The organism is Pseudomonas sp. S3_B11, from assembly GCF_054667715.1.
On the sequence record NZ_CP162749.1, the window covers coordinates 2,037,983 to 2,062,695 of the forward strand.

General features: G+C 62.6%; 22 protein-coding genes and 1 pseudogene. 7 read left to right on the plus strand and 16 right to left on the minus strand.

The features are described from left to right. Positions 1-21: 21 nt before the first annotated feature. The 12 genes from AB4O22_RS09410 to AB4O22_RS09465 form a co-directional block, all read right to left on the minus strand. The gene (locus tag AB4O22_RS09410) at positions 22-744 is read right to left on the minus strand and encodes an amino acid ABC transporter ATP-binding protein (RefSeq protein ID WP_003202562.1); all 723 of its coding nucleotides are present in this window, start codon (positions 742-744) and stop codon (positions 22-24) included. Then, complete coding sequence (locus AB4O22_RS09415) at positions 737-1,387, minus strand: amino acid ABC transporter permease (RefSeq protein ID WP_003202560.1); 651 nt, start codon at positions 1,385-1,387, stop codon at positions 737-739. Before AB4O22_RS09415 ends, AB4O22_RS09410 begins: the two co-directional genes overlap by 8 nt. Before the next feature lie 12 nt (positions 1,388-1,399). Next, positions 1,400-2,065 (minus strand): amino acid ABC transporter permease, encoded by a 666-nt coding sequence (locus AB4O22_RS09420; RefSeq protein ID WP_013693525.1) that lies wholly within the window; start codon positions 2,063-2,065, stop codon positions 1,400-1,402. Continuing rightward, entirely contained in the window at positions 2,058-3,836 is a 1,779-nt protein-coding gene (lhpI, locus tag AB4O22_RS09425) for a cis-3-hydroxy-L-proline dehydratase (RefSeq protein WP_460096169.1), read from the minus strand. Before lhpI ends, AB4O22_RS09420 begins: the two co-directional genes overlap by 8 nt. 10 nt (positions 3,837-3,846) lie before the next feature. Beyond that, positions 3,847-4,665, minus strand: coding sequence for an ABC transporter substrate-binding protein (locus AB4O22_RS09430; protein WP_014339130.1), 819 nt, complete (start codon positions 4,663-4,665; stop codon positions 3,847-3,849). Positions 4,666-4,899: 234 nt separating this feature from the next. Beyond that, entirely contained in the window at positions 4,900-5,649 is a 750-nt protein-coding gene (locus AB4O22_RS09435; protein WP_223472251.1) for an AraC family transcriptional regulator, read from the minus strand. Between the two features lie 113 nt (positions 5,650-5,762). After that, the gene (locus AB4O22_RS09440; protein ID WP_460096170.1) at positions 5,763-7,019 is read right to left on the minus strand and encodes an FAD-dependent oxidoreductase; all 1,257 of its coding nucleotides are present in this window, start codon (positions 7,017-7,019) and stop codon (positions 5,763-5,765) included. Next, positions 7,016-7,252, minus strand: coding sequence for a 2Fe-2S iron-sulfur cluster-binding protein (locus AB4O22_RS09445; protein WP_460096172.1), 237 nt, complete (start codon positions 7,250-7,252; stop codon positions 7,016-7,018). Before AB4O22_RS09445 ends, AB4O22_RS09440 begins: the two co-directional genes overlap by 4 nt. Next, positions 7,245-8,360: an NAD(P)/FAD-dependent oxidoreductase gene (locus tag AB4O22_RS09450; protein ID WP_460096173.1), complete on the minus strand. Its 1,116-nt coding sequence runs from the start codon at positions 8,358-8,360 to the stop codon at positions 7,245-7,247. The genes AB4O22_RS09445 and AB4O22_RS09450 overlap by 8 nt, the downstream gene beginning before the upstream one ends. Further along, the gene (locus AB4O22_RS09455) at positions 8,357-9,289 is read right to left on the minus strand and encodes a 4-hydroxyproline epimerase (RefSeq protein ID WP_003202546.1); all 933 of its coding nucleotides are present in this window, start codon (positions 9,287-9,289) and stop codon (positions 8,357-8,359) included. The genes AB4O22_RS09450 and AB4O22_RS09455 overlap by 4 nt, the downstream gene beginning before the upstream one ends. 112 nt (positions 9,290-9,401) lie before the next feature. Beyond that, entirely contained in the window at positions 9,402-10,073 is a 672-nt protein-coding gene (locus tag AB4O22_RS09460; protein ID WP_003202544.1) for a GntR family transcriptional regulator, read from the minus strand. A 79-nt stretch (positions 10,074-10,152) separates the two neighbouring features. Then, on the minus strand, positions 10,153-11,301 hold the full coding sequence (locus AB4O22_RS09465; protein WP_223472516.1) for an MFS transporter: 1,149 nt from the start codon (positions 11,299-11,301) through the stop codon (positions 10,153-10,155). A gap of 134 nt (positions 11,302-11,435) precedes the next feature. On the opposite strand from AB4O22_RS09465, the gene AB4O22_RS09470 reads away from it, so the two are divergent. Together AB4O22_RS09470 and AB4O22_RS09475 are read left to right on the plus strand one after the other, a co-directional pair. Continuing rightward, a complete protein-coding gene (locus AB4O22_RS09470; RefSeq protein ID WP_460096175.1) occupies positions 11,436-12,827 on the plus strand; it encodes an aminotransferase-like domain-containing protein in 1,392 nt (463 codons plus the stop codon). Positions 12,828-12,984: 157 nt separating this feature from the next. Continuing rightward, entirely contained in the window at positions 12,985-15,126 is a 2,142-nt protein-coding gene (locus AB4O22_RS09475; protein ID WP_460096176.1) for a TonB-dependent siderophore receptor, read from the plus strand. 66 nt (positions 15,127-15,192) lie between these two features. Here the strand turns inward: AB4O22_RS09475 and AB4O22_RS09480 are convergent, their stop codons facing one another. Beyond that, complete coding sequence (locus AB4O22_RS09480; RefSeq protein ID WP_003202538.1) at positions 15,193-15,927, minus strand: SDR family NAD(P)-dependent oxidoreductase; 735 nt, start codon at positions 15,925-15,927, stop codon at positions 15,193-15,195. Positions 15,928-16,251: 324 nt separating this feature from the next. Next, positions 16,252-16,458: a tautomerase family protein gene (locus AB4O22_RS09485; protein WP_013693518.1), complete on the minus strand. Its 207-nt coding sequence runs from the start codon at positions 16,456-16,458 to the stop codon at positions 16,252-16,254. Between the two features lie 128 nt (positions 16,459-16,586). Here AB4O22_RS09485 and AB4O22_RS09490 point away from each other — a divergent pair, with 128 nt between their 5' ends. Next, positions 16,587-17,510: a LysR family transcriptional regulator gene (locus tag AB4O22_RS09490; protein ID WP_223472513.1), complete on the plus strand. Its 924-nt coding sequence runs from the start codon at positions 16,587-16,589 to the stop codon at positions 17,508-17,510. A 131-nt stretch (positions 17,511-17,641) separates the two neighbouring features. Here the strand turns inward: AB4O22_RS09490 and AB4O22_RS09495 are convergent, their stop codons facing one another. Beyond that, positions 17,642-18,076, minus strand: coding sequence for a nuclear transport factor 2 family protein (locus tag AB4O22_RS09495; protein ID WP_223472512.1), 435 nt, complete (start codon positions 18,074-18,076; stop codon positions 17,642-17,644). A 902-nt stretch (positions 18,077-18,978) separates the two neighbouring features. Here AB4O22_RS09495 and AB4O22_RS09500 point away from each other — a divergent pair. Next, positions 18,979-19,341 carry a DUF6124 family protein gene (locus AB4O22_RS09500; RefSeq protein WP_460106677.1) on the plus strand — a complete coding sequence of 121 codons (363 nt, stop codon included), beginning with the start codon at positions 18,979-18,981 and terminating at the stop codon, positions 19,339-19,341. A gap of 118 nt (positions 19,342-19,459) precedes the next feature. Here the strand turns inward: AB4O22_RS09500 and AB4O22_RS09505 are convergent, their stop codons facing one another. Further along, positions 19,460-20,356 (minus strand): LysR family transcriptional regulator, encoded by an 897-nt coding sequence (locus AB4O22_RS09505; RefSeq protein WP_003202532.1) that lies wholly within the window; start codon positions 20,354-20,356, stop codon positions 19,460-19,462. Positions 20,357-20,463: 107 nt separating this feature from the next. Between AB4O22_RS09505 and AB4O22_RS09510 the strand changes: the two are divergent. The 3 genes and pseudogenes from AB4O22_RS09510 to AB4O22_RS09520 all read left to right on the plus strand — a co-directional run. After that, positions 20,464-21,825, plus strand: a pseudogene (locus tag AB4O22_RS09510) (MFS transporter); the annotation flags it as partial. Between the two features lie 33 nt (positions 21,826-21,858). Continuing rightward, on the plus strand, positions 21,859-23,133 hold the full coding sequence (locus tag AB4O22_RS09515; protein ID WP_305440661.1) for a glucarate dehydratase family protein: 1,275 nt from the start codon (positions 21,859-21,861) through the stop codon (positions 23,131-23,133). A gap of 329 nt (positions 23,134-23,462) precedes the next feature. Continuing rightward, complete coding sequence (locus AB4O22_RS09520) at positions 23,463-24,647, plus strand: porin (protein ID WP_223472510.1); 1,185 nt, start codon at positions 23,463-23,465, stop codon at positions 24,645-24,647. Positions 24,648-24,713 lie beyond the last annotated feature (66 nt).

The following is a 24,713-nucleotide window of genomic DNA, read 5'->3' on the forward strand; positions in this document are numbered from 1 at the left end:
TGCTCGCGAAGGGGCCATCGGCTATTTCACCGACTTGAGAAAAGCCGCCGTCTCCGGCTGCACCGGATTGCCAATCACCTGGTCCGGCGGCCCGATTTCATGGACCCGGCCATTGCAAAAGAACGCCACGCGGTCGGACACGTCCCGGGCGAAGCGGATCTCGTGGGTCACCAGCACCATGGTCATGCCGTCTTCGGCGAGCATGCGCATGGTGTCCAGCACTTCGCCCACCAGTTGCGGGTCCAGGGCCGAGGTGGCTTCGTCGAAGAGCATGTAGTCCGGCGACATCGCCAGCGCCCGGGCGATGGCCATGCGCTGCTGCTGGCCGCCGGAAAGCTTGCCGGGGAAGGCCTTGAGCTTGTCCCCCAGGCCCACATGTTCAAGCTGTTGCACCGCCAGTGCTTCGGCGTCCTGCCTGCTTTTGCCCAACACCTTGCGCGGCGCGAGCATCACGTTTTCCAGCACGGTCAGGTGGGGGAAGGCGTTCCATTGCTGGAACACGATGCCGATCTTCTGCCGCAGGCGATTGAGGTCGGTGGTCCGGTCATGGACCTCGATGCCGTCCACGCGGATGCTGCCTTTCTGGATCGGTTCCAGGCCGTTGATGCACATCAGCAAGGTCGACTTGCCGGAGCCGGAACCGCCGATGATCGACACCACTTCGCCCTTGTCCACGGTCAGGCTCACACCCTTGACCACTTCCAGGTCACCGAAGGATTTGTGTACGTTTTCGATCTCAATCATTTTCCTGCCACCTTCTTTCCAGGCGTGCGCCGAGGCGGGCGACCACCAGGCTCATGACGTAGTAAATGAGGCCCGCGATGCACAGCACCAGCAGGGGTTCCTGAATGCGCGTGACGATGGTTTGCGATGCCCGCAGCAATTCGACGATGCCGATCCACATTACCAGGGCGGTGTCTTTCATCACGCCCAGCACCAGGTTCAGCCAGCCGGGAAAGGCCACCCGGGTGGCAATCGGCAGGACGATGAACCGCAGGTCCTGCACATAGCTCAGGCCCAGTGACCGACTGGCCCGGCGGGTGCTCAACGGCACCGCCAGCACGCCACCTCGGACGATTTCGGTGAAGTAAGCCGCGGCATAGACCCCGAGGACGATGCAACCGACGGCGAAGGCGCTGAGGTTCAGGCCGGCGATGCTCTTGAGCGAGTTGAACAGCACGAACTGGATCAGCAGCGGCACGCTGCGGAACACGTCCAGCAACCAGGCCAACGGCAGGCTGGCCCGTGGCAACAATGCCCGCAGCAGACCGAACAGCAACCCGGCCAGGGTGCCCAAAAGGATCGACCAGACGGTCAGTTGCAGCGTGACCCAGGCCCCCTCGAGCAAATACAGCAGGTCGTTGACGCTGAGGCTTGTAGAAAACATGACCCACGCTCCTCAATAACGAAACAACCGCCAGGACAACAGCCGGGCCAGCCCGACGATCAGCTTGGCGATCAGGTAATACAGCACCGCCGCGAGGGCGAAGTATTCGAAGGTGCGGAATGTCTTGACGTTGTATTCCTGGGTGACACCGGTGAGGTCGTTGTTCAGGCCGACCACCACCCCCAGGGACGTCATCAGCACCGCCCAGACCATCTGGTTGGTCAACGGGTAGAACACAATGCGCAACAGTTGCGGGACGATGATCATCCGGTACGCCTGGAAGGCGCTCATCCCCAAGGAGCGGGCGGCGCGCATTTGCGTACTGGGCACGGCCTTGAGGCCGCCGCGAAAGTTTTCCGCCAGGTAGCCGGCATTGTTGAAGGTGATCCCGGCCAGCAAGGCCAGCCAGGAACTGACGTGCAGTCCGAGGGAGCCGAGGCCGAAGTAGAGGATGTAGATCTGGAACAGCGAGGGCGTGTTGCGGGCGATGGACACCCAGCCATTGCCCACGCCCCGCAGCAAGCGATTCGGGGCCTGGCGCATCACCGTCAGCACCAGGGCGATCAGCACACCGAAAATCATCGACAGCGCGGCGGTCTCGAACGTCACCCAGGCCCCGGCGAGCATGTCGGGCAGGGCGCGCAAGGCCGGGCGCCATTGGAAGCTGTAGTCAAACATGAGTCGGGCTCTCCGTGCGGGCGGTGGGTTGCAGCCATGCCGGCGGCTGGCCGCGGGTCGAGGCGGTGCAGGCGGCCTCGACGCATTCGGCGAGGGCGGCAAAGTGCACCCCACGCCCGACTAGGCCGGGTGCGTAGTGGGCGTATTTACCGGAGTTGGTCATCAGCGTGGTGGCGTGGGGCGGAATCACCGGTTCGCCCAACATGCACCAGCAGGTGTCGGTCACCAGCACCGCGCCGAAGGTCTCGATGGCGGCCAGGTACCCGGCTTTGCGGGCCTGCTCCAGCACCGTCCGGCCGCAGGTGATCGCCAGCACCACATACGGATGCTTGACCCGGCCCGTGCACAAGGTCGCGAGGGCAGCGAATTCGCTGAGGGAGAAATGCGGGTTACCCAGGGACACCACGTCCACCCAGTTGTCCCGGGCGCTGTTGAGCTCGCGCCAACTGGCAAGCAGGCCGGCGGCATCGACGCTTTCCTGCGGCAAGGTGACGTCGCTCTCCAGGACATCGGCAGGGTCGAGGGCTTCCGGCGTTACCCCGGCGATGTGGAACAACGGCGCGGCGCTGGTGGTGGCGAACGCGGCGCCGAAGGCCTTGAGGTCGTCCAGGGTGGGGGCGGCGTGTTCCAGCCCACGTATCAGCGGGATGCGCCGGCCCGCCAGGCTGCCGATGTGATAGCCCAGCAGCGGGTAGAAACTGTCGTCCACGTGGCCCAGCGCCGGTACGTCGACGATCAGTTGGGCCTTGCGCCGGTCGTCGAGGTGGCAGCCGGTCAACGGTGCCCGCCCGCACAGGGCGATGCAGATATCGAGGAAGTCCGGGTACTTCTGCGTGCGCGCCCCCAGCACGCTGTTGGCGTAGACCACCGCGTTGGATTCGGCCCAGACGATTTGTTCGCCGGCCTTTGGCGCGGTGTCCAGCAGGTAGGGGGCGCAGGTGAAACTCAGTTGCGCGCCCATCGCCATGTAGGCATCGCCCAAGGCACTGGCCGGTTCGCCCAGGGCCGGATCGACGCCCAGTTCCCGCCAGCGTCGCTGGTCCACGGAAATGGAATTGAGGGTGGTGGGGACGCGAACCTTCGCCCCCCACTGCACCAGTTGTTCGGCAAAGCGCAGGCTGGCCGGGCCGGTGTAGATGCAGCCGTCGATATGGGCCTGGGTCACGTCCAGCAGTTGCGTGGCGCCCTGGATCTGCGCCATGCGCAGCACGATTTGCATCGCCACTTGGGCAGCCTTGCCGTGAGCGCCGTCGAGCAACGCCCGGTCCTGTTCGCTCAATTCCAGGGTTGAGGATGTGGGCGGCTGCGGCGCTGGGTCAGAACCTTGCCAGCCGTCGTTTGGCGGCCGGCCAGACAGTGTCAGGATGTCGCCTTCCAGGCGCACGAAACCCTGGCCGCGCAGTCCATTGAAGGCCTCATGCCCCACGCACACCACCGGCAGCGAGCGTTGGAAAATCACCTGCGCCACCAGCACGCCCAGGGTCAGGATTTCATCGGCTTCGGCGAGCACCAGGGCCGCGGGTGCGTGGCCGTTGCTGATCAGCTCCATCAAGACGCTGCTGCCGGTGCAGGAACCGCGTCCGCTGGGGATCGCCAGCACGCGCCCGGCCAGGCGCTGGCCACTCAAGGGATGGTGGCGGTCGATGACCTCGCCGCTGGCTGGATCGACCCCGCCCCAGAAACTCAGCCCCACGTCGGCGAACAGCAGGGCGCCCTGGGCGGCACCCTCCACCAGGCTGCGGCCTTTCACACGGACAGGCGTGCTTGGCATGCGTCGATCCTCAGTAATAGACCTGGGGAACGGTCAGGTTGGCCGGCGGGATGTCGGTGCCGACCCATTTGACGAACAGTTCCTTGTAGCGACCCGTGCGCACCTGCTGGTTGACGAACAGGTTGAGGTAGTTGAGCAGGCCGTATTCGCTGCGCTTGGCGCCGAGGGACACGTAGTCGATGACGTAGGGCGCGTCACCGGCAATCTTCAGGCCCTTGTACTTGCCCGACTTGATGGTCGCGGCGGCCACGGTGTTGGTCACCACGGTGGCGTCGATGTGCCCCTGGGCGACGGCCAGCAAGGTGTCGTTCTGCGACTGGTAGGCGCGGAAGCTGCCGCTGCCCCAACTTTTCTGGTCCTTCTCCAGGGCGATGGCTTCGTAGGTGCTGCTGGTGTTGCCCAGGGCTTTGCCCTTGAGGTCGGCGTAACTGTTGATGCCGGTGTTGTCGCGGGTCAGCACGACCATCTGGAAGGCGAAGTAGGGCACGGTCAGGCCCACGGTCTTGGCCCGCTCCAAGGTGTCGGAGGTGGAGGCGACGATGACATCGGCGCGGCCCGACAGCAGCGCGGGGATTCGGTCGGAGAATGGGGTTTCCACCACTTCGGCATCTACACCGAGAACCTTCGCCAGATCGTTGCAATAGTCCACGTCGAATCCCGCCGGCTTGTTGCTTTCATCGCGAAAGCCCATGGGTGGGAAGTCCAGGGTCACGGCGCAACGCAGCTTGCCGGAGCCGATGATGTCATCGAGCTTGTCGGCGTGGGCGGGGGCGATGAAAAGCGGGGTGAGGACAACGCTGAGGGCTACGGCCAATGCAGGGTTTTTCATAAATGCCTCGCTGTCGAATAAATGCGGTGAGATATCGTATTGAGGATTTCGTATACGATATTAGATAAGCAATCGGCGTGCCCGTTTCTGGTTGAGGCGCAGTAATGTCACTGGAGGGCTGATCTAGAGGCTTTCATGCCGGGCGTTAACAAGCAGGGCGAGGAGGCGGTGCTGGGGCGGGGTGTTACAGATGGGAGCAATCACGGGGCTCGACGCCCCATCAGGGAACAAGAATCAGCGCTGATTTTCGCGATACTGGCTCGGCGAAAGGCTGGTCAGGGCCCGAAACTGGCGGCTGAAGGCGCTGTGGTCGGTGTAACCGCAGCGCAGGGCGATCTCGGTGATTGGCAGGTCTTTGTCGAGTAACAGCCGCGAGGCTTCTTCCAGCCGTGCCTTGTGAATCATCTGCCGCGGCGTGAGCTGGAAGATGCGTTTGCAGTGCCGCTCCAGTTGCGCCACCGACAATTCGGCAATGGCGGTCAGCTCGACAAGGCTGATGGGGCGGGCGAAGTGCTGCTTGATATGGGCATCCACCGCCGCCAGTTTGTGGAACGCCGGATGGCTCGATTGCGGCAGTTGCAGGTCGCGGGAAATGCCGGCCAGGCCGACGACCTGGCCGTCTGGATCGTGCAGGGCGAGCTTGTGGGTCAGGCACCAGACGGGCTGGTTGCCGTAATACAAATGCAGTTCGAGCTGGTCGGCCAACTCCCGCCCGCTGGCCAGCACCCGGCGGTCCTGTTCGGTGTACAGCGGGCCGAAGCGCTCGGGGAATACCTGTTCGGCGGTGAGGCCGAGCAGGTCGCCGCTGTGTTTGAAACCGCAGCGGCGGGCCAGGGTCTGGTTGACGAAGGCGTAGCGGGCCTGCTTGTCCTTGATGAAAAACACCACGTCCGCGAGGGTGTCCAGCAGAGGAGCGATGGGCTGCAGGCTGCGCAGCAGGGTGTCGAGGTCGCAGGGGGCGAAGGCGGTGAGCGAGGGGTACATGGCCGGCGTCGTCTTTTTTGTGGGAGCTATGGCGCAGTGTCAGTCGAAAATGTAGTGCCTGTCACGCCGCCATCGCGAGCAGGCTCGCTCCCACAGGGAAGTTGTTTTCGGGTTCAGGTGGGTGGGGTTTCTTCCAGGTTCAGCAAGGTTTCGATTCGCGCCGGGCTGAAGGGTGGGCGGGGTGTGGGCGGTGTCCAGCCGAACAGGTGTTCCAGGACAGCGCCGCACACTCGGCCCTGGCAGGCACCCATGCCGCAGCGGCTTGCCAGTTTTGCTTCGCGCCAGTTTTCATGGCCGACCAGTTCGCCGTACGGTACGTCTTCGCAGCGGCAGACCAGGGTATCGTTGCGGGCCAGGGTCTTGAGCCGTGGATCGAGGGCGAAGGCCTTGCTCAATGCCCCGGCGAAACTCTGCCAGCGTGCGCGGCGCGGCCACAGCTGCTGGGCGGCTGCGCTATTGCCAACCGCCGCGTGGCCGGCGATGGCGCCTTCCACCAGCGCCAGTTCGCTGCCGCCAAAACCGGTGCATTCCCCGGCGGCGTAATGTTCATGGCGAGTGGTCGCTTGCCAGGCGTCAACCGCCAGCGCCTGGTCTTCAACCGCGCAGCCCAGGGCCTGGCCTAATTGAGTATTGGGAATCAGCCCAAAGCCGCAGGCGAGCCGGTCGCAGGCCAATTCAATCGTCTTGCCTTGCTGATGCAGTCGCACACCCTCCAGCCGTTCCCGACCGAGCGCTTCCACCACATGGGTGTCGGTGCGGTAGTGCTGGTCGAACAGACTGAACGATTGGAAAAATTTGCCTGGCCAACGTGGCAGTTGCGCGGCGAAACCGACGACAGCGGTGCGGCTGGCCTGCTCGGCGATGCGCAGCACACGTGCACCTTGATGCTTCGCGGTGGCGGCGCCGGCCAACAGCAAGGGGCCGCTGCCGGCGATGACCAGCCGTTCGCCACGCACCGGCAAGCCACCTTTGATCAGCGCCTGCAAGCCGCCAGCACCGGTCACGCCGGGGAGTGTCCAGCCGGGAAACGGCAGCAACAACTCACGGGCACCGGTGCAGAGAATCAAGCGCTCGTAGCTGATCTGCCAGCCGCGCTCGGCATCTTCCACCAGCAAGGTTTTATCCGCCGCGCAGGCGATCACGCGGGTGCCGGCATGGCAGCGCACGTTGGCGCAGCTTTGCAGTTGCTCGCGCAGGCGTCGGGCGGCGCTGGGCAGGTTGGCCTGGGGGCCGTCGCGCCAGATCTGCCCACCGGGCAGCGGGTTGTCGTCCAGCAGCATGATGCGCGCGCCGCTGCTGGCTGCGGCGAGGGCGGCGGCCATGCCAGCGGGGCCGGCGCCAATGATCAGCAGGTCGGTGGTTTCGTTCATGGTCGGGTCTGCACCTGCATGCCGTCGTGGCACAGGGTCTGGCAGGCCAGGCGTCGACGGCCGTCGATCAGCACCCGGCACTCCTGGCAGATACCCATGCCGCACAACGGCGCACGGCGCTGGCCGCTGACCGAGGTGCGACTGCAACCATCCGCGCCCAACGCCAATGCCGCCGCGACGTTGGTGCCGTTGGCGACGGACAGCGGGCGGCCGTCCAAAAACAAGTCAGGCATGGGCCGGTTCTCCCAAGAAACGCTGCGGCAGGTAAGGCTGCGCGGCCAGTGGTGGGGTTTCGTCGAACAGCTGTGCGACGAGCAGGTCGGCCGTTGCCGGCGCCGTTGTGACGCCCAGGCCTTCGTGACCCACCGCCAGCCACAGTCCCTGGCGCTGTGGATGTTGGCCCACCAGGGGCAAGCCGTCGGGACTCGCTGCGCGAAAACCGGTCCAGGCCCTGATGCCGTTCAGATGCGCCAGCCCCGGCAGATAATCGACGGCGCGCTTGAGCATCTTCGCCAGCATCCAGCCTTCCACCTGCGGGTCAAGCGTGCCGAACTGCCGCGAGGCGCCGATGAACAATTGCCCGGTCGGGCGCGGCTGGATATTGCACGCCACCGACGGCCCGCTGGCGTTATGGGCGCTGGTGACATAACCCAGTTCCACCAGGGTGTGGGTGACGGTAGTGGGGTAGCGGTCGGTGATCAGCAGATGACCCTTCTTCGGCACGATCGGCAGCTCCGGGCATAATTCAGTGGCCTGGATGCCATTGGCGAGAATCACCGCTTCGGCGCTCAACCAGCGACCGTCGTCGAGGCGCACGCGATGACCGTCGACTTCGCTGACCTGCGCCCGTTGCTGGCGAATGTTCGGCGCGTCGAGCATCCGGCGCGCGGCCGCCGGGGCGTAGAGGATGCCGTCGCCCTTGATCAGCAGCCCACCTTCCAGCCCCGGACGCAGCTCGGGTTCACGCTGATGCAGCGCGGCGTGGCCGATCAGTTCGCAGGCTTCGCCATGGGCCAGCAGGTTCAGGTATTTGCTATGGGCCACCGCCATTTCTTCGGCATTGGCTGCCAGCCACAAGGTGCCGTTGTTGCGCCAGGCGCAGCCGTCGGGCAGGGCTGGGGCCAGTTCGCGCCAGCGTTGCAGGGAATATTGACTGAGGGCCAGTTCCGCCGGGTTGTCATCGAGCACCAGCAGGTGCCCCATGCCGGCCGCCGTGGCGCCGTGCCAACCGGCGTCCAGCACCAACACGTTGACGTTGCGTCGGGCCAATGCCTGGGCACAGGCTGCACCGATGATGCCCGCGCCGATGATGATCACGTCGGCGACATGGCCCTCGCTCACGGACGAATGCCCCAGGCGAACGGGTCATCCGCTTCGATGATCAGTGTGGTTTCGGCGCTGATGTAGGCGCGACCGCGAATGGTCGGCACGATGCGCTCGCCCGAGTGCTCATAGGAACCCTCGAACTCGCTGCCAATGACACTGGCCTGGCGCCAGATCTGGCCGGGTTGCAGTTTTCCATCGGCGGCCAGGCACGCCAGTTTGGCGCTGGTGCCGGTGCCGCAAGGGGAGCGGTCATAGGCCTTGCCCGGGCAGAGGACGAAGTTGCGGCTGTCGGCTTGCGGGTCGTCGGCAAACAGTTCGATATGGTCGATCAGGCCGCCGTCCTCGCCGCGAAAACCCTGCTGCTCCAAGGCTTGCTGCACGGCGTAGGTGTAGGCGGTCAACGCGTCGAGGTTATCGCCGGCCACGCGCTGACCATGTTCGGCGATCAGGAAAAACCAGTTGCCGCCCCAGGCCACGTCGCCCACCACCTGGCCGATGCCGGGCACTTCCAGGGTCAGGGCCTTGCGGTAACGGTAGGCCGGCACGTTGCGCACGCTGACCGAGCGGTCTTCGTGCAAGGTTGCCTGTACCGTGCCCACTGGGGTTTCGATGCTGTGCACGCCGGGGCCGATCCTGCCCAGGTGGGCCAGTGACGCCACCAGGCCGATGGTGCCGTGGCCGCACATGCCCAGGTAGCCGCTATTATTGAAAAAGATCACGCCGGCACAGGCGCTCGGGTCCACCGGCTCACAGAGCAGCGCCCCCACCAGCACATCGCTGCCCCGCGGTTCGAGCACGCAGGCCGTGCGCCAGGCGTCGTGTTCCGTGGCCAGGCGTTGCTTGCGCTCGGCCATGCTGCCCTGGCCCAGGTCAGGAAAACCGTCGGTGACCAGTCGGGTCGGTTCGCCGCCGGTGTGGGAGTCGATCACGGTGATGCGTTTCATGGGAGGGCCACGTCCGTTCAGATGAGTGACGGCAAGCGTGGCCCGCGCCGGGGGGCGACGGCTTGATGTTTTTATCTGTCGCCGATGACGAAATCGGCACAGTGCCGATCCATCAATGGCTGGAAGGCAGGAACTTGAACAACGTCTCGCAGACCCCGGCGATGTGTTCGTCCAGCAGCATCACCGCACGCTCGACGTCACCGGCGCGGCAGGCCTTGATGATTTCCCGGTGCTCGTGATCGGCGCGCTCCTTGCCCGCCGAAAGGCTCATCTGCATGCGCAAGTAGCGCTCCAGCTTGTCGTGCACCGAGCGGATCAAACTAACCATGAAGGGTCGTTGCGCCGGTTCGTAGAGGCAGGCATGCAGTTGCCAGTTCAGCTCGGCCCAGCGCCCGACGTCGTCTTCACCGACGAACTCCCGGCAGATGCTTTCGGCGCGGGCGAAGGTGGCTTCGGTCATGTTGGGAATCGCCAGGCGCAGCACTTTGTCTTCCAGCAGCATCCGCACTTCGAACATCTGCGCCAGCTCCGCCTCGGAAATGCGCGTCACCATCGCCCCACGATTGCGCTGGAACATCACCAGGCCCTCGGCCTCCAGGCGCTTGAGGGCTTCGCGCACCGGGATCTTGCTGACGTTGAACTGCCGGGCGATGTCATCCTGGCGAATGGGCTCGTCCTCGGCAAAGTGCCCGGCCACGATGGCATCGCGCAGGTGGCGGGTGATGATTTCCGAGGTGGAAGGGGTGTTGCCCAGGTCAGGCAGGTTGAACTTGGATAAAGTCACGGCGGCGGGTCGTTCGGCTTAGGTGGGGATATGGTATACGACTTTGCCGGGATGGTCCTTGGAGCAGGCGATGAAGCAGTCAAGGGTACGAAACTGTGGCGAGGATCCGCCATCCGGTGATAGACGCCCCCGCCAGCAGCGCCAGGCCGAACACGATCAACGCCACGTCAGCGCCGAAATGATCGGCCAGCACCCCTGTCACCACCACCGGGATGCTGAACCCGACATAGGCGAACAGGAAGAACCCGGCGCTGACCCGGGCCTTTTCCGTGCCGGCCATGGCTGTAATGGCCGATAACCCGCCCAGGTACAGGAAACCGTAGCAGGCGCTGCTGGCGCCCAGCGCTCCGAGCAACACGGCGAGCAGGGAGCCGGCGCTCGCGCCCCAGGCCAGCAACGCATAGCTCGCGGGCAGGATCAGCAGACCCAAGCCCGTCGCCCTGGCCGGTTGCATGCGCCGAACCCAGGGCTGGAAGAGCAAGCCGCAACTGATGACCGTGAAGGTCGACAGGCCAGACCAACGCTGCAAATCATGGGTCGCCAGCACCGACGGTAATATGGCGATGACCAGGCCCGAGGTCGCCCAGGCCAGCAGCATGGAAAAACTGTAGGGCAGGCTGCCGGCGGGAAACAAAGGCAGGCGCAGCAGCGGTGCGTCTTTGATTTTCAACGCCGGGTCCGGTAGCCGCCAGACCACGACGATCGCCATGGCAGCCAACATCAGCTGCAACCAGAAGCTGCCGGGCGTGGCGCTGTGATGGACGAACAGGAACAGACTGGTCAACGCCGCGCCCAGGCCAAAGCCCAGGGAAGTGCTGGCGGTGACCCGGTTGGCCGGCGAGCGGGGATCGCGGGTTGCCATTAGCTCGGCCATATAGGCGGTTGATGTGGCCGAGGCCAGCCCTGTGCCGACCCCCATCATCAGGCGCGCCACGCCCAGCGCTTCCAGGCTCGGCCAGAGCAGTGTCACCAGCGTCGCCAGCATTGACAGCCCGAGAGCGACCAGGATCAACGGTTTGCGTCCCACCCGGTCGGCCAGCCCGCCAAACGCCAGCAGGACCGGTAGTACGCCCAGCACATAACCGGAAAACGCCACCGCCGTGGCGCCGGCCCCGTAGCCGGACAACTGCGCGTAGGTGGTGTACAGCGGTGCCTGCAGGTTGACCGCAAGGGTGATCAGGCAAAGGCCGAAAGCCAGCCCCCAGGAATGTCGATGCGATGGGTTCAAGGGTGTTCCTTAGGGTGTGCATGAAGTCCCGGGGACTATCTCTGCCGGGCACCGCGCAAACAAGGAACAGGTCCAGGCCATTTGTGCTTAACTGTTCGCTAAAAATTCGAGAACACTTAGCCAAGAGTGCAGCCGTGGACCTGAAGATCGATCGCAACGTTGCCGAACCCGTGATCCGGCAGCTCGTGACGCACCTCATGGGCTGGATCAACGCCCATGGAATCCGCCCCGGCGCGCGCATGCCGTCGATTCGGCAACTGGCCCGGGAAAACGGCCTGAGCCAGTCGAGCGTGATCAAGGCCTATGACCAACTGGTCGCCAACGGGGTGCTGGAGTCTCGACATGGCGCGGGTTTTTTTGTCGCGCAGCAGTTGGTCCGACCCGTGGAGCCGGAGCCCGAAACGGATAACGCGCGGTGGCGGTTGTTCGATAATGAATCGACGCAGCTCAAGCTCGGTTGCGGCTGGCTGCCCGACGTCTGGCGCGACGACACCGACCTGGGCCAGGCGATCCGCCAAGTGGTGCGCAGCGACAACCACGCGTTGTTCAACTACAGCACCCCGTTGGGCTCGCCTCATCTGCGCCTGCACATTCAAAAGCGCCTGGGCCTGATCGATATTCATGTCGATCCGGCGCAAATCATTACCACCCAAGGTGCCAGCCAGGGCCTCGACCTGCTGGTGCGAACCCTGCTCAAGCCCGGTGACCTGGTGCTGGTGGAAAGCCCCGGCTACTACAACCTGTTCAATCTGCTGAAACTGCATGGGGTCAAGACCGTGGCGGTGCCGAGAACCGCGCAAGGCCCGGACATCGCCCGCCTGGAACAGCTTCTCGACGAGCATAAGCCTTCGTATTTCTTCATCAACAGCATGTACCAGAACCCCACCGGCACCAGCCTGGCGCCGAGCGTGGCCTATCGTCTGCTGCAACTGGCAACGGCCCATGACTTTCGCCTCATCGAGGACGACATCTACGCCGATTTCCAGAACGGTCCGACTTCACGCCTGGCTTCCCTGGATGCCCTGGACCGGGTGATCTACCTGGCGAGTTTTTCCAAGACGCTGTCCAGTTCGCTGCGCGTCGGCTACGTGGTCGCCCATCCCGAGATCATCCAGCTCCTGGCCGAAGTCAAGATGATTACCGGCATCGGTTGTTCGCTGCTGGCTGAAAACGTGGTGGCGACGTTGCTGGCCAACGGTGCCTATCGCAAGCTGATCCAGCGCTTGCGCCAGCGCCTGAACAAGCAGATGGCGAGCACGCTGCGCCAATTGGACCCGGCCCACTGGGAGGTATTTGCCGAGCCGATGGGGGGCTTGTTCGTCTGGGCCAGGCCTCGGTGCCTGGCGGCACAACGGGTGCAGCAGATCGCCCAAGAGCTGCAGATCCAACTGTCCCAAGGCTCGACGTTCCTGCCCCAGGGCGAGGCGTGCGACTGGTTGCGGTTGAACGTGGCTTATACCCAGGATCATCGTGCGCAGGTGTTCTTCCAGCGGGTGGAGCAGGAGTCGATTGCGGCGGGCCAATAGGGTATGGGGGGATTGCTCGCGATAGCGGACTGACAGGCAACAAATGCTGAAGTTAATGGGAATAAATATCAAACAGGAATGAGTTGTTGTATCTTTCGCGACACATTCTTGTCAGCCTCCAGATGTGGTGGCTTTTTTCCATTAGGATTGTGCATCGATGCGTCGGATTCTCGTTTCACTGTGTGTGCTCCAGGCTTACTCCGTTTCCACCTGGGCAGAAGAGCCAATCCCTGCCAACCCGGCGACCCTTGAGCTGCAAGCCACGGATATCGTGGGTAATGCCGACTATGAATCAGCACAGGGCCCGGTGAAGGGCTATCACGCCACCCGTTCGGCCAGCGCCACCCGTACCGACACGGCGATCCATGAAACCCCGCAATCCATTTCCGTGGTGTCTCGCGACGTTGTCGAAGACCTCGGCGCCACGCGCCTGCAGGACGCCCTCGATTACGCTGGCGGGGTCGGCCGGGGCAACAACTTCGGCGGCCAGGGTCTGACCACCTTCACCGTACGCGGTTTCACCACCGGAGAGTTCTATCGCAACGGCTTCCCGATCAACCGTGGCTACCCGAACATGCCGGACGCCAACACCATCGAGCGGCTGGAAGTCCTGCGCGGCCCGGCCACCATGCTCTATGGCCGTGGCGACCCGGGCGGCACCTTCAACGTGGTGTCCAAGCAGCCGTTGGCCGAGCGTACGGTGACCCTGGGCAGCCAGGTCAGCGACCAGGGGATGCGTCGCGGTACGCTGGACGCCTCCGGTCCGTTGGATGAAGAAGGGCGCCTGGCTTATCGCCTGAACGTGATCGGCGAGGGCGGCGACACGTTCCGCGACCACGTCGAGACCGAGCGTTACGGCGTTGCACCGGTGGTGACCTGGCAGGTCAACGACACCACGCGCCTGACCTTCGAAGGCGATTTCATGCGCAACAATGCGCCGCTGGACCGTGGCGTGACCCATTACGCCGGCCAGCGCGGCACCGCGTCACGCGATACGTTCTTCGGCGAAAAAGACGCCGGCAAGTTGCATAACGACAACAACATGCTGCAGGTGCGTTTCGAGCACATGCTCAACGACGACTGGACCCTGGCCGGCGGTACCCAGTGGCTCGACGGCACCTTGCAGGGCAATGCCATCGAAGGCAATGGCATCGCCGCCGATGGGCGTACCCTGGGTCGCAACTTCAACTACCGCAAATTGGAATGGACCGACCGCGACACTCAGCTCAACCTCACCGGGCATTTTTCCACTGGCGGGTTCGAGCACACGTTGCTGACGGGTATCGAGTATGAAGACTACGACTACCAGTCCATTATCCAGCGCTCCTCCGGCGCTGTCGGGGCCTACCCGATCGATATCTTCGACCCGGTGTATGGCCAGCCACGCCCGGCGTTGACGCGCACGCCCACAAATGACCAGGAAAATCTGAAGACGTTTGGTGTATTCGTCCAGGATCAGGTGGCGCTGACTGAGCGCTTGAAGTTGTTGGCCGGGGCGCGTTTTGAGCGGTTCGAGCATGAGTACGAGAGTTTTGTCCCCCAGAACCCGCCCGGTAGCCGGAACTGGAACGTCACCGACAGCGCCGTCACCCCGCGCCTGGGTGTGATCTACGACTTGACCGACACCGTGGCTGTCTACGCCAACACTGCCCGATCGTTCAAACCCAACAGCGGTGCCAGTCGCGAAGGTGGCGGGTTCAAGCCGGAACAGGGCAAGTCCTACGAAATGGGCGTCAAGTGGGAAGCGCTGGATCGCCAGTTGAGCGTCGATGCGGCGGTTTACCAGATCGAAAAACGTAACGTGCTCACCACTGACCCGGTGGACTCCACCTTCAGCGTGGCCGCCGGCGAAGTGCGCAGCCGTGGTTTCGACCTGAACGTGGCGGGCAATTTGACGCCGGAGTGGCGCGTGATCGGTGGTTACGCCTATGTGGATGCCGAAGTGACCAAGGACATCAATATCCCGTCCGGCACTCGCTTGCTCAACGTGCCCAAGAACACCTTCAGCCTGTTGAACGTCTACGAGTTCCAGGATGGTGGTCTTAAGGGCCTTGGCCTGGGAGTGGGTGCCAAGTACGTTGATGAACGGGCCGGCCAGACTGCGGCGAATGCGTTCTCCATGGACAGCTACACCGTTGTGGACCTGCTCGGCTACTACAAGGTCAACGAGCGGATCCGCCTCAACCTGGACCTGAAGAACCTGTTCGACGCCGACTACGAAGAAGGCGCTTTCGGTAACGTCTATGCCTACCCAGGCGCACCGCGGACCGTGCAGGCTGGCATCTCCTACACGCTCTGAATCCAATGCGTCATGAAAACCCCGAAGGTCCTGCCTTCGGGGGTTTTCTTTTTACCACTTGCCTCTTTACCACTTGCCTGTGCTCATCCCGCCGTCCACCGGCAGTATCGCACCAGTCGTGAAATCGGCGCCCGCCAGGTACAACACGGCCTCGGCAATTTCCTCGACGGTGCCCACGCGACCGGCCGGGGCCAGGTTGTCGAGAAATTCGCGGTGCGCCGGGTCGTGCATGGGCGTGTCGATGATGCCGGGGGCGATGGCATTGACCTTGATGTTGTGAGGCGACAGTTCCAGGGCCAGGGCGCGGGTCATCTGGTTGACGCCGCCCTTGATCAACACCGGCAGAGCTGCCGGCACCTGGATGTTCGGTTGCAGGGCCACGGCGGCTGAAATGTTGATGATGAAGCCTTGCTGGCGCCCGATCATGTGCGCGGCAGCAGCCTGGCTGGCGTAGACCAGCCCCTTGAGGTTGGTGTCCAGCAGCGCGTCCAGGTCCTGGGGGCTGTATTCGACGAAGGGTTTTGGCAGGAAGAAACCTGCGTTGTTCACCAGCCCGTCAACGGCGCCAAACGCCGCGACGGCTTGGCTGATGAGGGCGGTTGAAGTGGCCGGGTCAGCGATGTCGCCGGCCACGCCGATGAAACCCGCCGGGTGGCCGAGCTCGGCGGCGGCAGTGTCCAGGCCGGAAGGGGAGCGGGCATTGCCCACCACGTTATACCCCCGGGCCAGGAACGCCTTGACCAAACCCAGGCCGATCCCGCTGGAAGCGCCGGTGATGATGACGGTTTTGTTGAGGCTCATGATTGACTCCTGATCACATTGAGTTGAACCGATGCGCCGGTGTGGCGTTGGTTGAACTCAGGGTATTGGTGCGCCAGGGTTTGATAAATAAGGCTTCTGGTACTTGAGTTGATACGTCATGTAATCAATGGCCGGGGCCACACATACCCCCGGTGGACCCCTGTGGGAGCGAGCTTGCTCGCGATGGCGTCAGGCCAGTCGGTATTGATGCTGACTGACACACTGCTATCGCGAGCAAGCTCGCTCCCACAGGATTGTCAGGCAGTCCGGTTGGTAGGCAGAAAAAAGCCCGGTCAATTGGACCGGGCTCGAAAGGGCAGAGCGTTATTCCTTCGGAAGACTTCGATACGCTGTCGTCGTCATCCCCGCGTACCCCCAGTTATCGGTGTCGACTTCCTCGATCACGATATGGGTCAAGTGCGGGTCCTTGCCCAACACGCGCTGGAGGGTTTCGGTGATTTCGGAAATCACCTGGGCTTTCTGTTCCCGGGTGACGCCGTCTCGGGTAATTCGCACATTGACGAAAGGCATGTTGCACTCCTGCTGCTGAGAAAGTGCGCAGGAAGAATCCCACGCCGTTGAGGGCCCACTGTATTTATATGCCGCAGACTGATAAACAGGCCTTTGGAAACTTCAGTTGATACGCGGTGTAATGAATCATGAAGCGTCATTTCGAAGACCTGCAGTTGGGCAGCATAGAACTGTTCTGCCTGGCGGCGGAGGCGGGTAGCTTCACAGCGGCGGCGCAGTTGGCGGGGGTTACCCCGGCGGCGGTGAGTCGCTCGATCTTTCGCCTGGAAGAGCGCCTGGGCTCACGGCTTTTCGTGCGCACCACCCGCAGCATTCGCCTGACGGAAGCCGGCAAGACCTATTTCGAGCAATGCCGCCAGGCGTTGACGCAACTGGTCGAGGCACAACAGGAAATGATGGGCGCGCAATCGGTGCCGTCCGGACAACTGCGCATCAGCCTGCCCACCACCTACGGTCATCACCGCATCCTGCCCTTGCTGCCGGCCTTCCGGGCGCTGTACCCGCAAGTCAGCGTGGACCTGCACCTGAGCAATCGAAACATCGATTTTGTTGCCGAGGGGTATGACCTTGCCATCCGGGTGCGAGCCCAACCCGACTCGTCGATGATCGCCCGGCTGCTGGAAGACGCGAAACTGGTAGTGGTCGCGTCTCCTGACTATCTGCACAAGGCCGGCATGCCGCAGGTTCTTGAAGACCTGGACGAGCACGAATGCATCCAGTTCGAATTGCCCAGCAGCGGACGACGGATTTCCTGGTTGTTCAATGTCGAGGGCAAGGAAAAGGAGGTGTTCGGCGAAGGGGGTTACTGTTGTTCGGACGATGTGCTTGGTGGCGTGACGCTGGCCAAACATGGCGCAGGCTTGTTCCAGACTTACAAATTCATCGTCGAACAGGAACTCGCCAACGGGCAACTGGTGGAGGTGCTTGCGCCTTTCGCGGGTCGCTCACGGCCGTTCACCTTGCTCTATCCCCATGGCCGCTACGTGCCGCAACGGGTGCGCGCTTTTGTGGATTTTTTGCTGCAGTACCGGGAGCAGTGGGCCGCGGATTGAGGGGAAAAAACTACCGGTGAGGGGAGCAAACCGTCATGTGATTTTTAAGGCTGAAAATACATATCGATCGTTCCCACGCGGAGCGTGGGAACGATCAAAACAGATATCTCGTGGACCCGGTCAACCCGCTATCAGAACCGAAACGCCTGACGACCGATCAGCAGCCACTTGCCATTCTTCTGCTTCTGCCAGATCTGGAAGTTCTCGATTTCCGTTGGCACCACTTCAGTGCCCTTGAGCGCCTGGGCCGAGAAGTGATTGCGCACCAGGGCCACATCACCGGACAGGGTGATTTTCTGGTTCTGCATTTCCAGGGTCTTGAACGCACTCTTGCCCGTTTCAATGTCGGCGATGAAGGCTTTCTTGTCCTGGATGTTGCCGCTGGAGTGGCCGTAGGTCAGGTTTTCGGCAGCCAGTGCCTGGAGTTGTGGGATGTCTTTGTGCAGCATGGCTTGGGTCAAATGATCGACCGCCTGGGCCACTTCCTGCTCGGGCGATGTAGGGGCGGCCGCTGCGTAGCCGCTGAACAGGCACAAGAAGCTGATGACCAATGTCGCTTTTTTCATGGGGATTTCCTTGTTGTTGTAGGTATCAGGAACGCGAGCGATGGGTGCTCGTCGGTCATCGTACAACTAGGAGTGAGATGTTGGCAAACCAGCCGGGTGCATGGCTCAAGAGCGCTGACAATGTGGCGAGGGAGCAAGCTCTCATGGAACAAATTGCAACCATGTGATTTTTAAGGCTGAAAATACATATCGATCGTTCCCACGCGCCTGCGTGGGAATGTCGCCAGGGACGCTCCGCGTTCCGCTTCTGGAAGGTGACGCAGAGCGTCACGGGATGCATTCCCGCGCAGAGCGTGGGAACGATCAAAGTCCAATCGGTCTATGAGGAACCGCAGGAAAATATCGGGCAAGGTGCCATTTGATAACGCAACAAGTTGTAGCCGGTCAACTGTAGGAAAATTCCCCAAAGCATCCGCCAACGTATTATCTACGGCATGACCTCGTTTAATATCGATGAGGCCAAAGCGTCCCGTAAGGCACTGTATTTACACCAATACAGCCCCAAGAAATAACGAAGAAAAATCGCCCCGTTTAATTGCCATAAACATATCCAGCTCGACACGTTTAAATACATTCCACATTACGCCCTAAAGGCTACGAGACCTTGCGTCCTTACTTACGCATGCGTCAGAATCCGCCGGCTTGTGCGCTTTGCCCCGGGCCTCTATCGTTTACCTGCCACTGCCCATCAGTGGTCGGGTTTAGTCGCCCGGATGGTTTTAGTAAAGTGCGTAAGTACCATTCAGTCAGGTCATTCTATCCCTGTACTTGATGGTGGTTGTGCGCAGGGCGCCCCTGGGCGCGCCGGGCTTGCTAATTCCACCGGTCGACTAACCTGCGCACAGCCGCCACCCTTCTTTTAGTCGAGAAAGGTTGCGGCCCCAACTGAGGGAATTAGTTATATGTTCAAGGTTACTCCCAACCCCCCGGATATCGACTCGGTACTCTACGGCGACTCTCTCGACCCTGAAAAGTTGAAAGAGGCGGCAGACCGCGCGCTCAAGCACTACCTGAACCCCGGGGCAACGAAAACGCAGATGCAGCCCCGCAAGCCCTGCACGATCTTCACCATCGACGCAGCGGTGGATGACGAAACGTTGCTCGTTGAGGCGTGCGAATCCTTGGCATCCGCCAGCGTGATGGTCAGCGACCTCACCGATTTGACGGACGGCCCAAGACGCCAAACGATGCTGGTGCTGCAACGGGTCATCATGTTGGGTGAGCTAGCGGTCAATCGAGTACTGGATAACCACAAGCCTGGGTAGTCGCCAGGTAGTGTTGTGGGGGCGCCGCAAGCGCCCTCACAACCTAAGTCCGCGAAGCTCGGTGGAACGTTGGGTTCCGTCAGGCACTGCCAACCGCATGGGCCTTGTTGCTCCGCCTTCACAAGCCTTCCCGAACCGCCCCCCGAATCCCTTCCAGCAACATGGTGAACGCCGGGTTGTCGTTATCCTCGCGCCACACCAGGTGCAATTCGCTTTGCACCCCTTCGCCCAGGTCGATCTCGCGAAACACCACCTGCTTGAACACCACGCTGCTGGCGCAACGCGGCACCAGTGCCAGGCCCATGCCGGCGTTGACCAGCGCCAGGATCGTCAGCGACGACCCCAGCCATTGTACGAATTGCGGCGCGACCCGGGCCGAGCGCAGCATGCCGGTGAGCAGTTCGTTGAAGGGCGGGTAGGCGGCGTGGGAGTACATGAGGAACGGTTGGGCGTCCAGATCCTGGACGCTCACGGTCTCGGCGCTGGCCAGCGGATGCCCGGCAGGCACCGCCAGCACGAAGGGTTCGCGCACCAGGCATTCGGTGGCATAGCCGGTCTCCAGCAGCGGCGAGCGGACGATGCCCAGGTCGATGCGCCGGGCGCGCAGGGCTTCGTGCTGCTGGTAGGTGTTCATCTCCGCCAGGACGATTTTGACCTGGGGCTGTTTCAGCCGGGCCTCGGCAATCACCTTGGGCAAGAACTCGTATACCGCGCTGCCGACGAAGCTGATGGTCACCGAACCGATGTCGCCCTGGGCATAGCGCCGGGCGGCGATGGCGGCTTGTTGGGCCTGTTCCAGCAGGTTCTGCGCTTCGATGAAAAACGCCCGGCCGGCGGCCGTGAGCGCCACGCTGCGGGTGCTGCGGGTGAACAGCTCGACACCCAGGTGGTGCTCCAGCAATTGGATCTGCCGGCTCAGCGGTGGCTGGGTCATGTTCAGGCGTTCGGCGGCGCGACGGAAGTTGAGTTCGGTCGCCACGGTGGTGAAGCAGCGTAGCTGGGCCAGTTCAAACATTGATTCAATCCAGGTATCAATCAAGTGCCAAGTTAGATTAGACGGGAACAATCCGCTGCGTCCATCATCGTCCCGTTCCCCACAAAAATAATGATCGGGAGGCACCCTTGAATAACGTAACGGACTCCACCCATGACAGCACCCTGGCGCTCGCGGCGGCCAAGGTCAAACGTCATGTCCTGCCGCTGGTGGTGGTGATGTTCATCGTCAACTACATCGACCGGGTCAACATCGGCTTCGTGCGCAGTCACCTGGAAACCGACCTGGGCATCGGCGCAGCGGCCTACGGGCTCGGTGCCGGGCTGTTCTTCGTCGGCTACGCACTGTTTGAAGTGCCGTCCAACATGCTGTTGCAACGCTACGGCGCGCGGGCCTGGCTGACACGCATCATGTTCACCTGGGGCGCGGCGGCGATGGCCATGGCCTTTGTGCGCGGCGAGACCAGTTTCTATGTGCTGCGCTTCATCCTCGGCGCGGCGGAGGCGGGGTTCTTTCCCGGCATCATCTACTACTTCACCCAATGGCTGCCCGCCAACGAGCGCGGCAAGGCGATGGCGATCTTCCTCAGCGGCTCGGCCATCGCCTCGGTGATTTCCGGCCCGGTGTCCGGCGCCTTGTTGAATGTCAGCGGGATGGGCCTGCATGGCTGGCAGTGGATGTTCCTGATCGAAGGTTTCGCCTCCATCGTGCTGTGCGGGTTTGTCTGGTTCTGGCTGCAGTCGCACCCGAGCCAGGCGAAATGGCTGAGCGCTGGAGAGAAAACCGTATTGATCGCGGCCATCGCCGAAGAGCAACGGGCCCGGGAAGCGGCCCAGGTGATCAAGCCGTCGATGTTCAAATTGCTGGCCGACCGGCAGATCGCGCTGTTCTGTTTCATCTACTTTTCCATCGCCCTGACCATCTACGGTGCCACGTTCTGGCTACCGAGCATGATCAAGAAAATGGGCAACCTGGGGGATTTCCAGGTTGGTTTGCTCAACTCCATTCCATGGATCATTTCCATCATCGCGATGTACGGCTTTGCTGCCCTGGCCGGCAAATGGAAATTCCAACAGGCCTGGGTCGCGGTGACGCTGGTGGTCGCCGCGTTCGGCATGTTCATGTCCACCACCGGCGGGCCGATCTTTGCCTTCGTGGCGATCTGTTTTGCGGCGATCGGTTTCAAGGCGGCGTCGGCGTTGTTCTGGCCGATTCCCCAGGGCTACCTGGATGCGCGCATCGCGGCGGCGGTGATCGCCTTGATCAACTCCATCGGTAACCTCGGCGGCTTTGTCGCGCCGACGGCCTTCGGTTTCCTGGAGCAGACCACCGGTTCCATCGAGGGCGGCCTGTATGGGTTGGCCGCCACTTCGCTGGTCGCCGCCGTGGTGATCTTTTTCGCCCGCACCGCACCGAAGCGCGATACCCCGAACTCACTGTCCGGCCGGCCTGAAACCGTTGTCGAAGCCGATCAGTCGCAACCCCCCTCAAGCTTTGAAACCTGGCCCATCGGGAGCCGCTGTATGAAGATCAAACGCGTCACCGTCACACCCATCGCTTTTCGCGATCCACCTTTGCTCAACGCCAGCGGCATCCATGAGCCGTTCGCGTTGCGCTCGATCATCGAGATCGAGAGCGACAACGGTTACATCGGCCTCGGCGAGAGCTACGGCGATGCGCCGGCCCTGGCGATCCAGCAGCAGTTGCAGAGCCAGTTGATCGGCCTGGATCCGTTCAACCTCAACCAGTTGCGGGCTATCGTCCAGGCGACCGTCGCCGCGCAGAAACCGGTCAGCATTGCCGGTGCCGAACTGGCGCCGGGTTCCCACGCGAGCAAGGCGGTGAGCAATGCCTATTCGGCGTTCGAAGTGGCTTGCCTGGATTTGCAGGCCCATTACCTGAACGTGCCGCTGGTGGACTTGCTGGGCGGCGCGATTCGCGACGAGATTCCGTTCAGCGCCTACCTGTTTTTCAAGTACGCCGAGCACATCGACTCGCCGTACCCACCCGACAGTTGGGGCGAGGCGCTCAACGAAGAGCAGATCGTTGCCCAGGCCCGGCGGATGATCCAGGACTATGGCTTCAAGAGCATCAAGCTCAAGGCCGGCGCCCTCGATCCGGAGCATGAAGTCGCCTGCATCAAGGCGCTGAAACGGGCGTTTCCCGGCTACCCGTTGCGCATCGATCCCAATGGCAACTGGTCCCTGGAAACCTCGATTCGCATGGCCGAGCTGCTGGGGGATGACCTGCAGTATTACGAAGACCCGACGCCGGGGCTTGAGGGCATGGCCGAGCTGCACAAACGCACGGGGCTGCCGTTGGCGACCAATATGGTGGTCACCGATTTCGATGAGTTTCGCCGCAGCGTGGCGCAGGACAGCGTGCAGATCGTGTTGGCCGACCACCATTACTGGGGCGGCCTGCGCGACACCCAGGCCTTGGCGAAAATGTGCAGCACCTTCGGCCTGGGTGTGTCGATGCATTCGAACTCGCACCTGGGCATCAGCCTCATGGCCATGGCCCACGTGGCGGCCGCGGTGCCGAACCTGGACTACGCCTGTGACACCCATTACCCGTGGCAGGAGCCGGATGAAGAAGTGATCAAGGGCGGCAAGCTGCCGATTGTCGACGGCTGCGTGAAGATCACCCGCGCGCCGGGCCTGGGCTTGGAACTGGATCGGGATCAACTGGGCAAGCTGCATGAGCAGTTCCTCAGTTGCGGCATCCGCCAGCGCGACGATGTGCGGCAGATGCAGCGTTACCGGCCGGACTGGAAGACCGTCAAGCCGCGGTTCTGAAGTCACAAAAGCAACACGGTGGAAACCTGTGGGAGCGAGCTTGCTCGCGATAGCGGTGTATCAGTCGGCATCAATGTTGAATGATTCTCCGCCATCGCGAGCAAGCTCGCTCCCACAGGGTTGGTGGCCACCCAATGATCAACTGGCAGGACAACCGGCCCACACCCAAAGTACCGCCCCCCGTCGCAATAGCCGTCTTACACCCAAACTGCCGCGCCGGGCCGGCGCTGCCAAAGCATCCGCCAATTGCCTCCAAGGCAGCGTATGACGCGCCCGGGCGCCTTTCGATAATCGCCTCCGACATCCCGTCCCCTGTTGCGGAGCGCGCCATGCACAACAATAAAAATACCCGCCAACGTTTTTTGCCTGCGGTCATCGTAGGTGTTTCGAGCCTGGGCCTGATGCCTTGGGCCAGCGCCGAAATCATGCTGTACGACAAGGACCAGACCACCTTTTCCACCGACGGCTACATCAACGCCTTTTACGTCAACAGCGACGTGGACCGCGCGGGTGAGCAGTACGACCGTCGGCAGGCGCGGGTCAAGATGGGTTTCTTGCCCAACTACCTGGGCTTCAACATGGGCAAGCAGGTCGATGATCTCAAGCTCGGTGCCCGGGCCTCGTTCTGGGTGACCATCAACGACAGTGAAACCAACGGCACCGACACCGCCATCGACGTGCGCCAGTTCTACGGTACCGTGGCCAACCCGGAGTGGGGCGAAGTGCTGATCGGCAAGGACTTCGGCCTGTTTGCCCGCTCCAACATCCTGCTGGACGAGTTGCTCGCCGGTTACGGCCAGGTCAGTGACAGCCTGGGCTTGGTGGACGGCGGTGGCGTCTCGTTCGGCAACATCGGCAGCGGTTATCCGTACCCGTTCCCGACCTCGCAGATCACCTACCGCACGCCGGTGATGGAGGGCTTGCGCGTGGCGGTGGGGATCATGGACCCGGTGGATACCAACGACAACAGCGCCACGGGCAAGGCCTATCAGGAAAACCCGCGCACCGAGAGCGAGATCACCTATCAGTTCGACCTGGCTGGGGCGAAGATCTACAGCTGGCTCAACGGCAGCTACCAGACCTCGGACAACACCGACTCCACTGTCGAATCGGTCACTTCCAAGGGGCTGGGGTATGGCGTGCAGGCGAAGATGGGCGGGTTGTCGCTGACCGGCTCGGGGTTCCAGGCCAAAGGCATCAACCCGTTCTTCACCAACAACGCCGGTGAAGCCACCCTGCGCAATGTCGACAGCAAGGGCTACCTGTTACAGGGTTCCTACAAGCTGGGCAAGAACCGCCTGGCGTTGTCCTATGGCAAGACCGATGACGACGGCAACGGCGTGGTGGGCAGTGGCGCCGATTACGAAACCCGTGGCATAGCGCTGTTCCACGACATCAACGACAACCTCAAGCTCGTGGCCGAGTACAACCAGTTCGAAATCAACGGCCACGACACCAGCGCCCAGAACGAAGACACCGACACCTTTGCGGTGGGGGCGGTACTCACCTGGTAAGAGTTGGATCCTTTGGGTCCGACGCCGTCTGTGGGAGCAAGGCTTGCCCGCGATAGCCGCGCCGCG

What these genes read in the sequence shown, in the direction of transcription:
- lhpI (WP_460096169.1), bottom strand. Translation starts at nt 3,836, where the DNA reads ATGCCAAGCACGCCTGTCCGTGTGAAAGGCCGCAGCCTGGTGGAGGGT.
- AB4O22_RS09430 (WP_014339130.1), bottom strand. Translation starts at nt 4,665, where the DNA reads ATGAAAAACCCTGCATTGGCCGTAGCCCTCAGCGTTGTCCTCACCCCG.
- AB4O22_RS09500 (WP_460106677.1), top strand. Translation starts at nt 18,979, where the DNA reads ATGTTCAAGGTTACTCCCAACCCCCCGGATATCGACTCGGTACTCTAC.
- AB4O22_RS09420 (WP_013693525.1), bottom strand. Translation starts at nt 2,065, where the DNA reads ATGTTTGACTACAGCTTCCAATGGCGCCCGGCCTTGCGCGCCCTGCCC.
- AB4O22_RS09515 (WP_305440661.1), top strand. Translation starts at nt 21,859, where the DNA reads ATGAAGATCAAACGCGTCACCGTCACACCCATCGCTTTTCGCGATCCA.
- AB4O22_RS09480 (WP_003202538.1), bottom strand. Translation starts at nt 15,927, where the DNA reads ATGAGCCTCAACAAAACCGTCATCATCACCGGCGCTTCCAGCGGGATC.
- AB4O22_RS09435 (WP_223472251.1), bottom strand. Translation starts at nt 5,649, where the DNA reads ATGTACCCCTCGCTCACCGCCTTCGCCCCCTGCGACCTCGACACCCTG.
- AB4O22_RS09440 (WP_460096170.1), bottom strand. Translation starts at nt 7,019, where the DNA reads ATGAACGAAACCACCGACCTGCTGATCATTGGCGCCGGCCCCGCTGGC.
- AB4O22_RS09455 (WP_003202546.1), bottom strand. Translation starts at nt 9,289, where the DNA reads ATGAAACGCATCACCGTGATCGACTCCCACACCGGCGGCGAACCGACC.
- AB4O22_RS09485 (WP_013693518.1), bottom strand. Translation starts at nt 16,458, where the DNA reads ATGCCTTTCGTCAATGTGCGAATTACCCGAGACGGCGTCACCCGGGAA.
- AB4O22_RS09410 (WP_003202562.1), bottom strand. Translation starts at nt 744, where the DNA reads ATGATTGAGATCGAAAACGTACACAAATCCTTCGGTGACCTGGAAGTG.
- AB4O22_RS09475 (WP_460096176.1), top strand. Translation starts at nt 12,985, where the DNA reads ATGCGTCGGATTCTCGTTTCACTGTGTGTGCTCCAGGCTTACTCCGTT.
- AB4O22_RS09490 (WP_223472513.1), top strand. Translation starts at nt 16,587, where the DNA reads ATGAAGCGTCATTTCGAAGACCTGCAGTTGGGCAGCATAGAACTGTTC.
- AB4O22_RS09520 (WP_223472510.1), top strand. Translation starts at nt 23,463, where the DNA reads ATGCACAACAATAAAAATACCCGCCAACGTTTTTTGCCTGCGGTCATC.
- AB4O22_RS09495 (WP_223472512.1), bottom strand. Translation starts at nt 18,076, where the DNA reads ATGAAAAAAGCGACATTGGTCATCAGCTTCTTGTGCCTGTTCAGCGGC.
- AB4O22_RS09505 (WP_003202532.1), bottom strand. Translation starts at nt 20,356, where the DNA reads ATGTTTGAACTGGCCCAGCTACGCTGCTTCACCACCGTGGCGACCGAA.
- AB4O22_RS09415 (WP_003202560.1), bottom strand. Translation starts at nt 1,387, where the DNA reads ATGTTTTCTACAAGCCTCAGCGTCAACGACCTGCTGTATTTGCTCGAG.
- AB4O22_RS09445 (WP_460096172.1), bottom strand. Translation starts at nt 7,252, where the DNA reads ATGCCTGACTTGTTTTTGGACGGCCGCCCGCTGTCCGTCGCCAACGGC.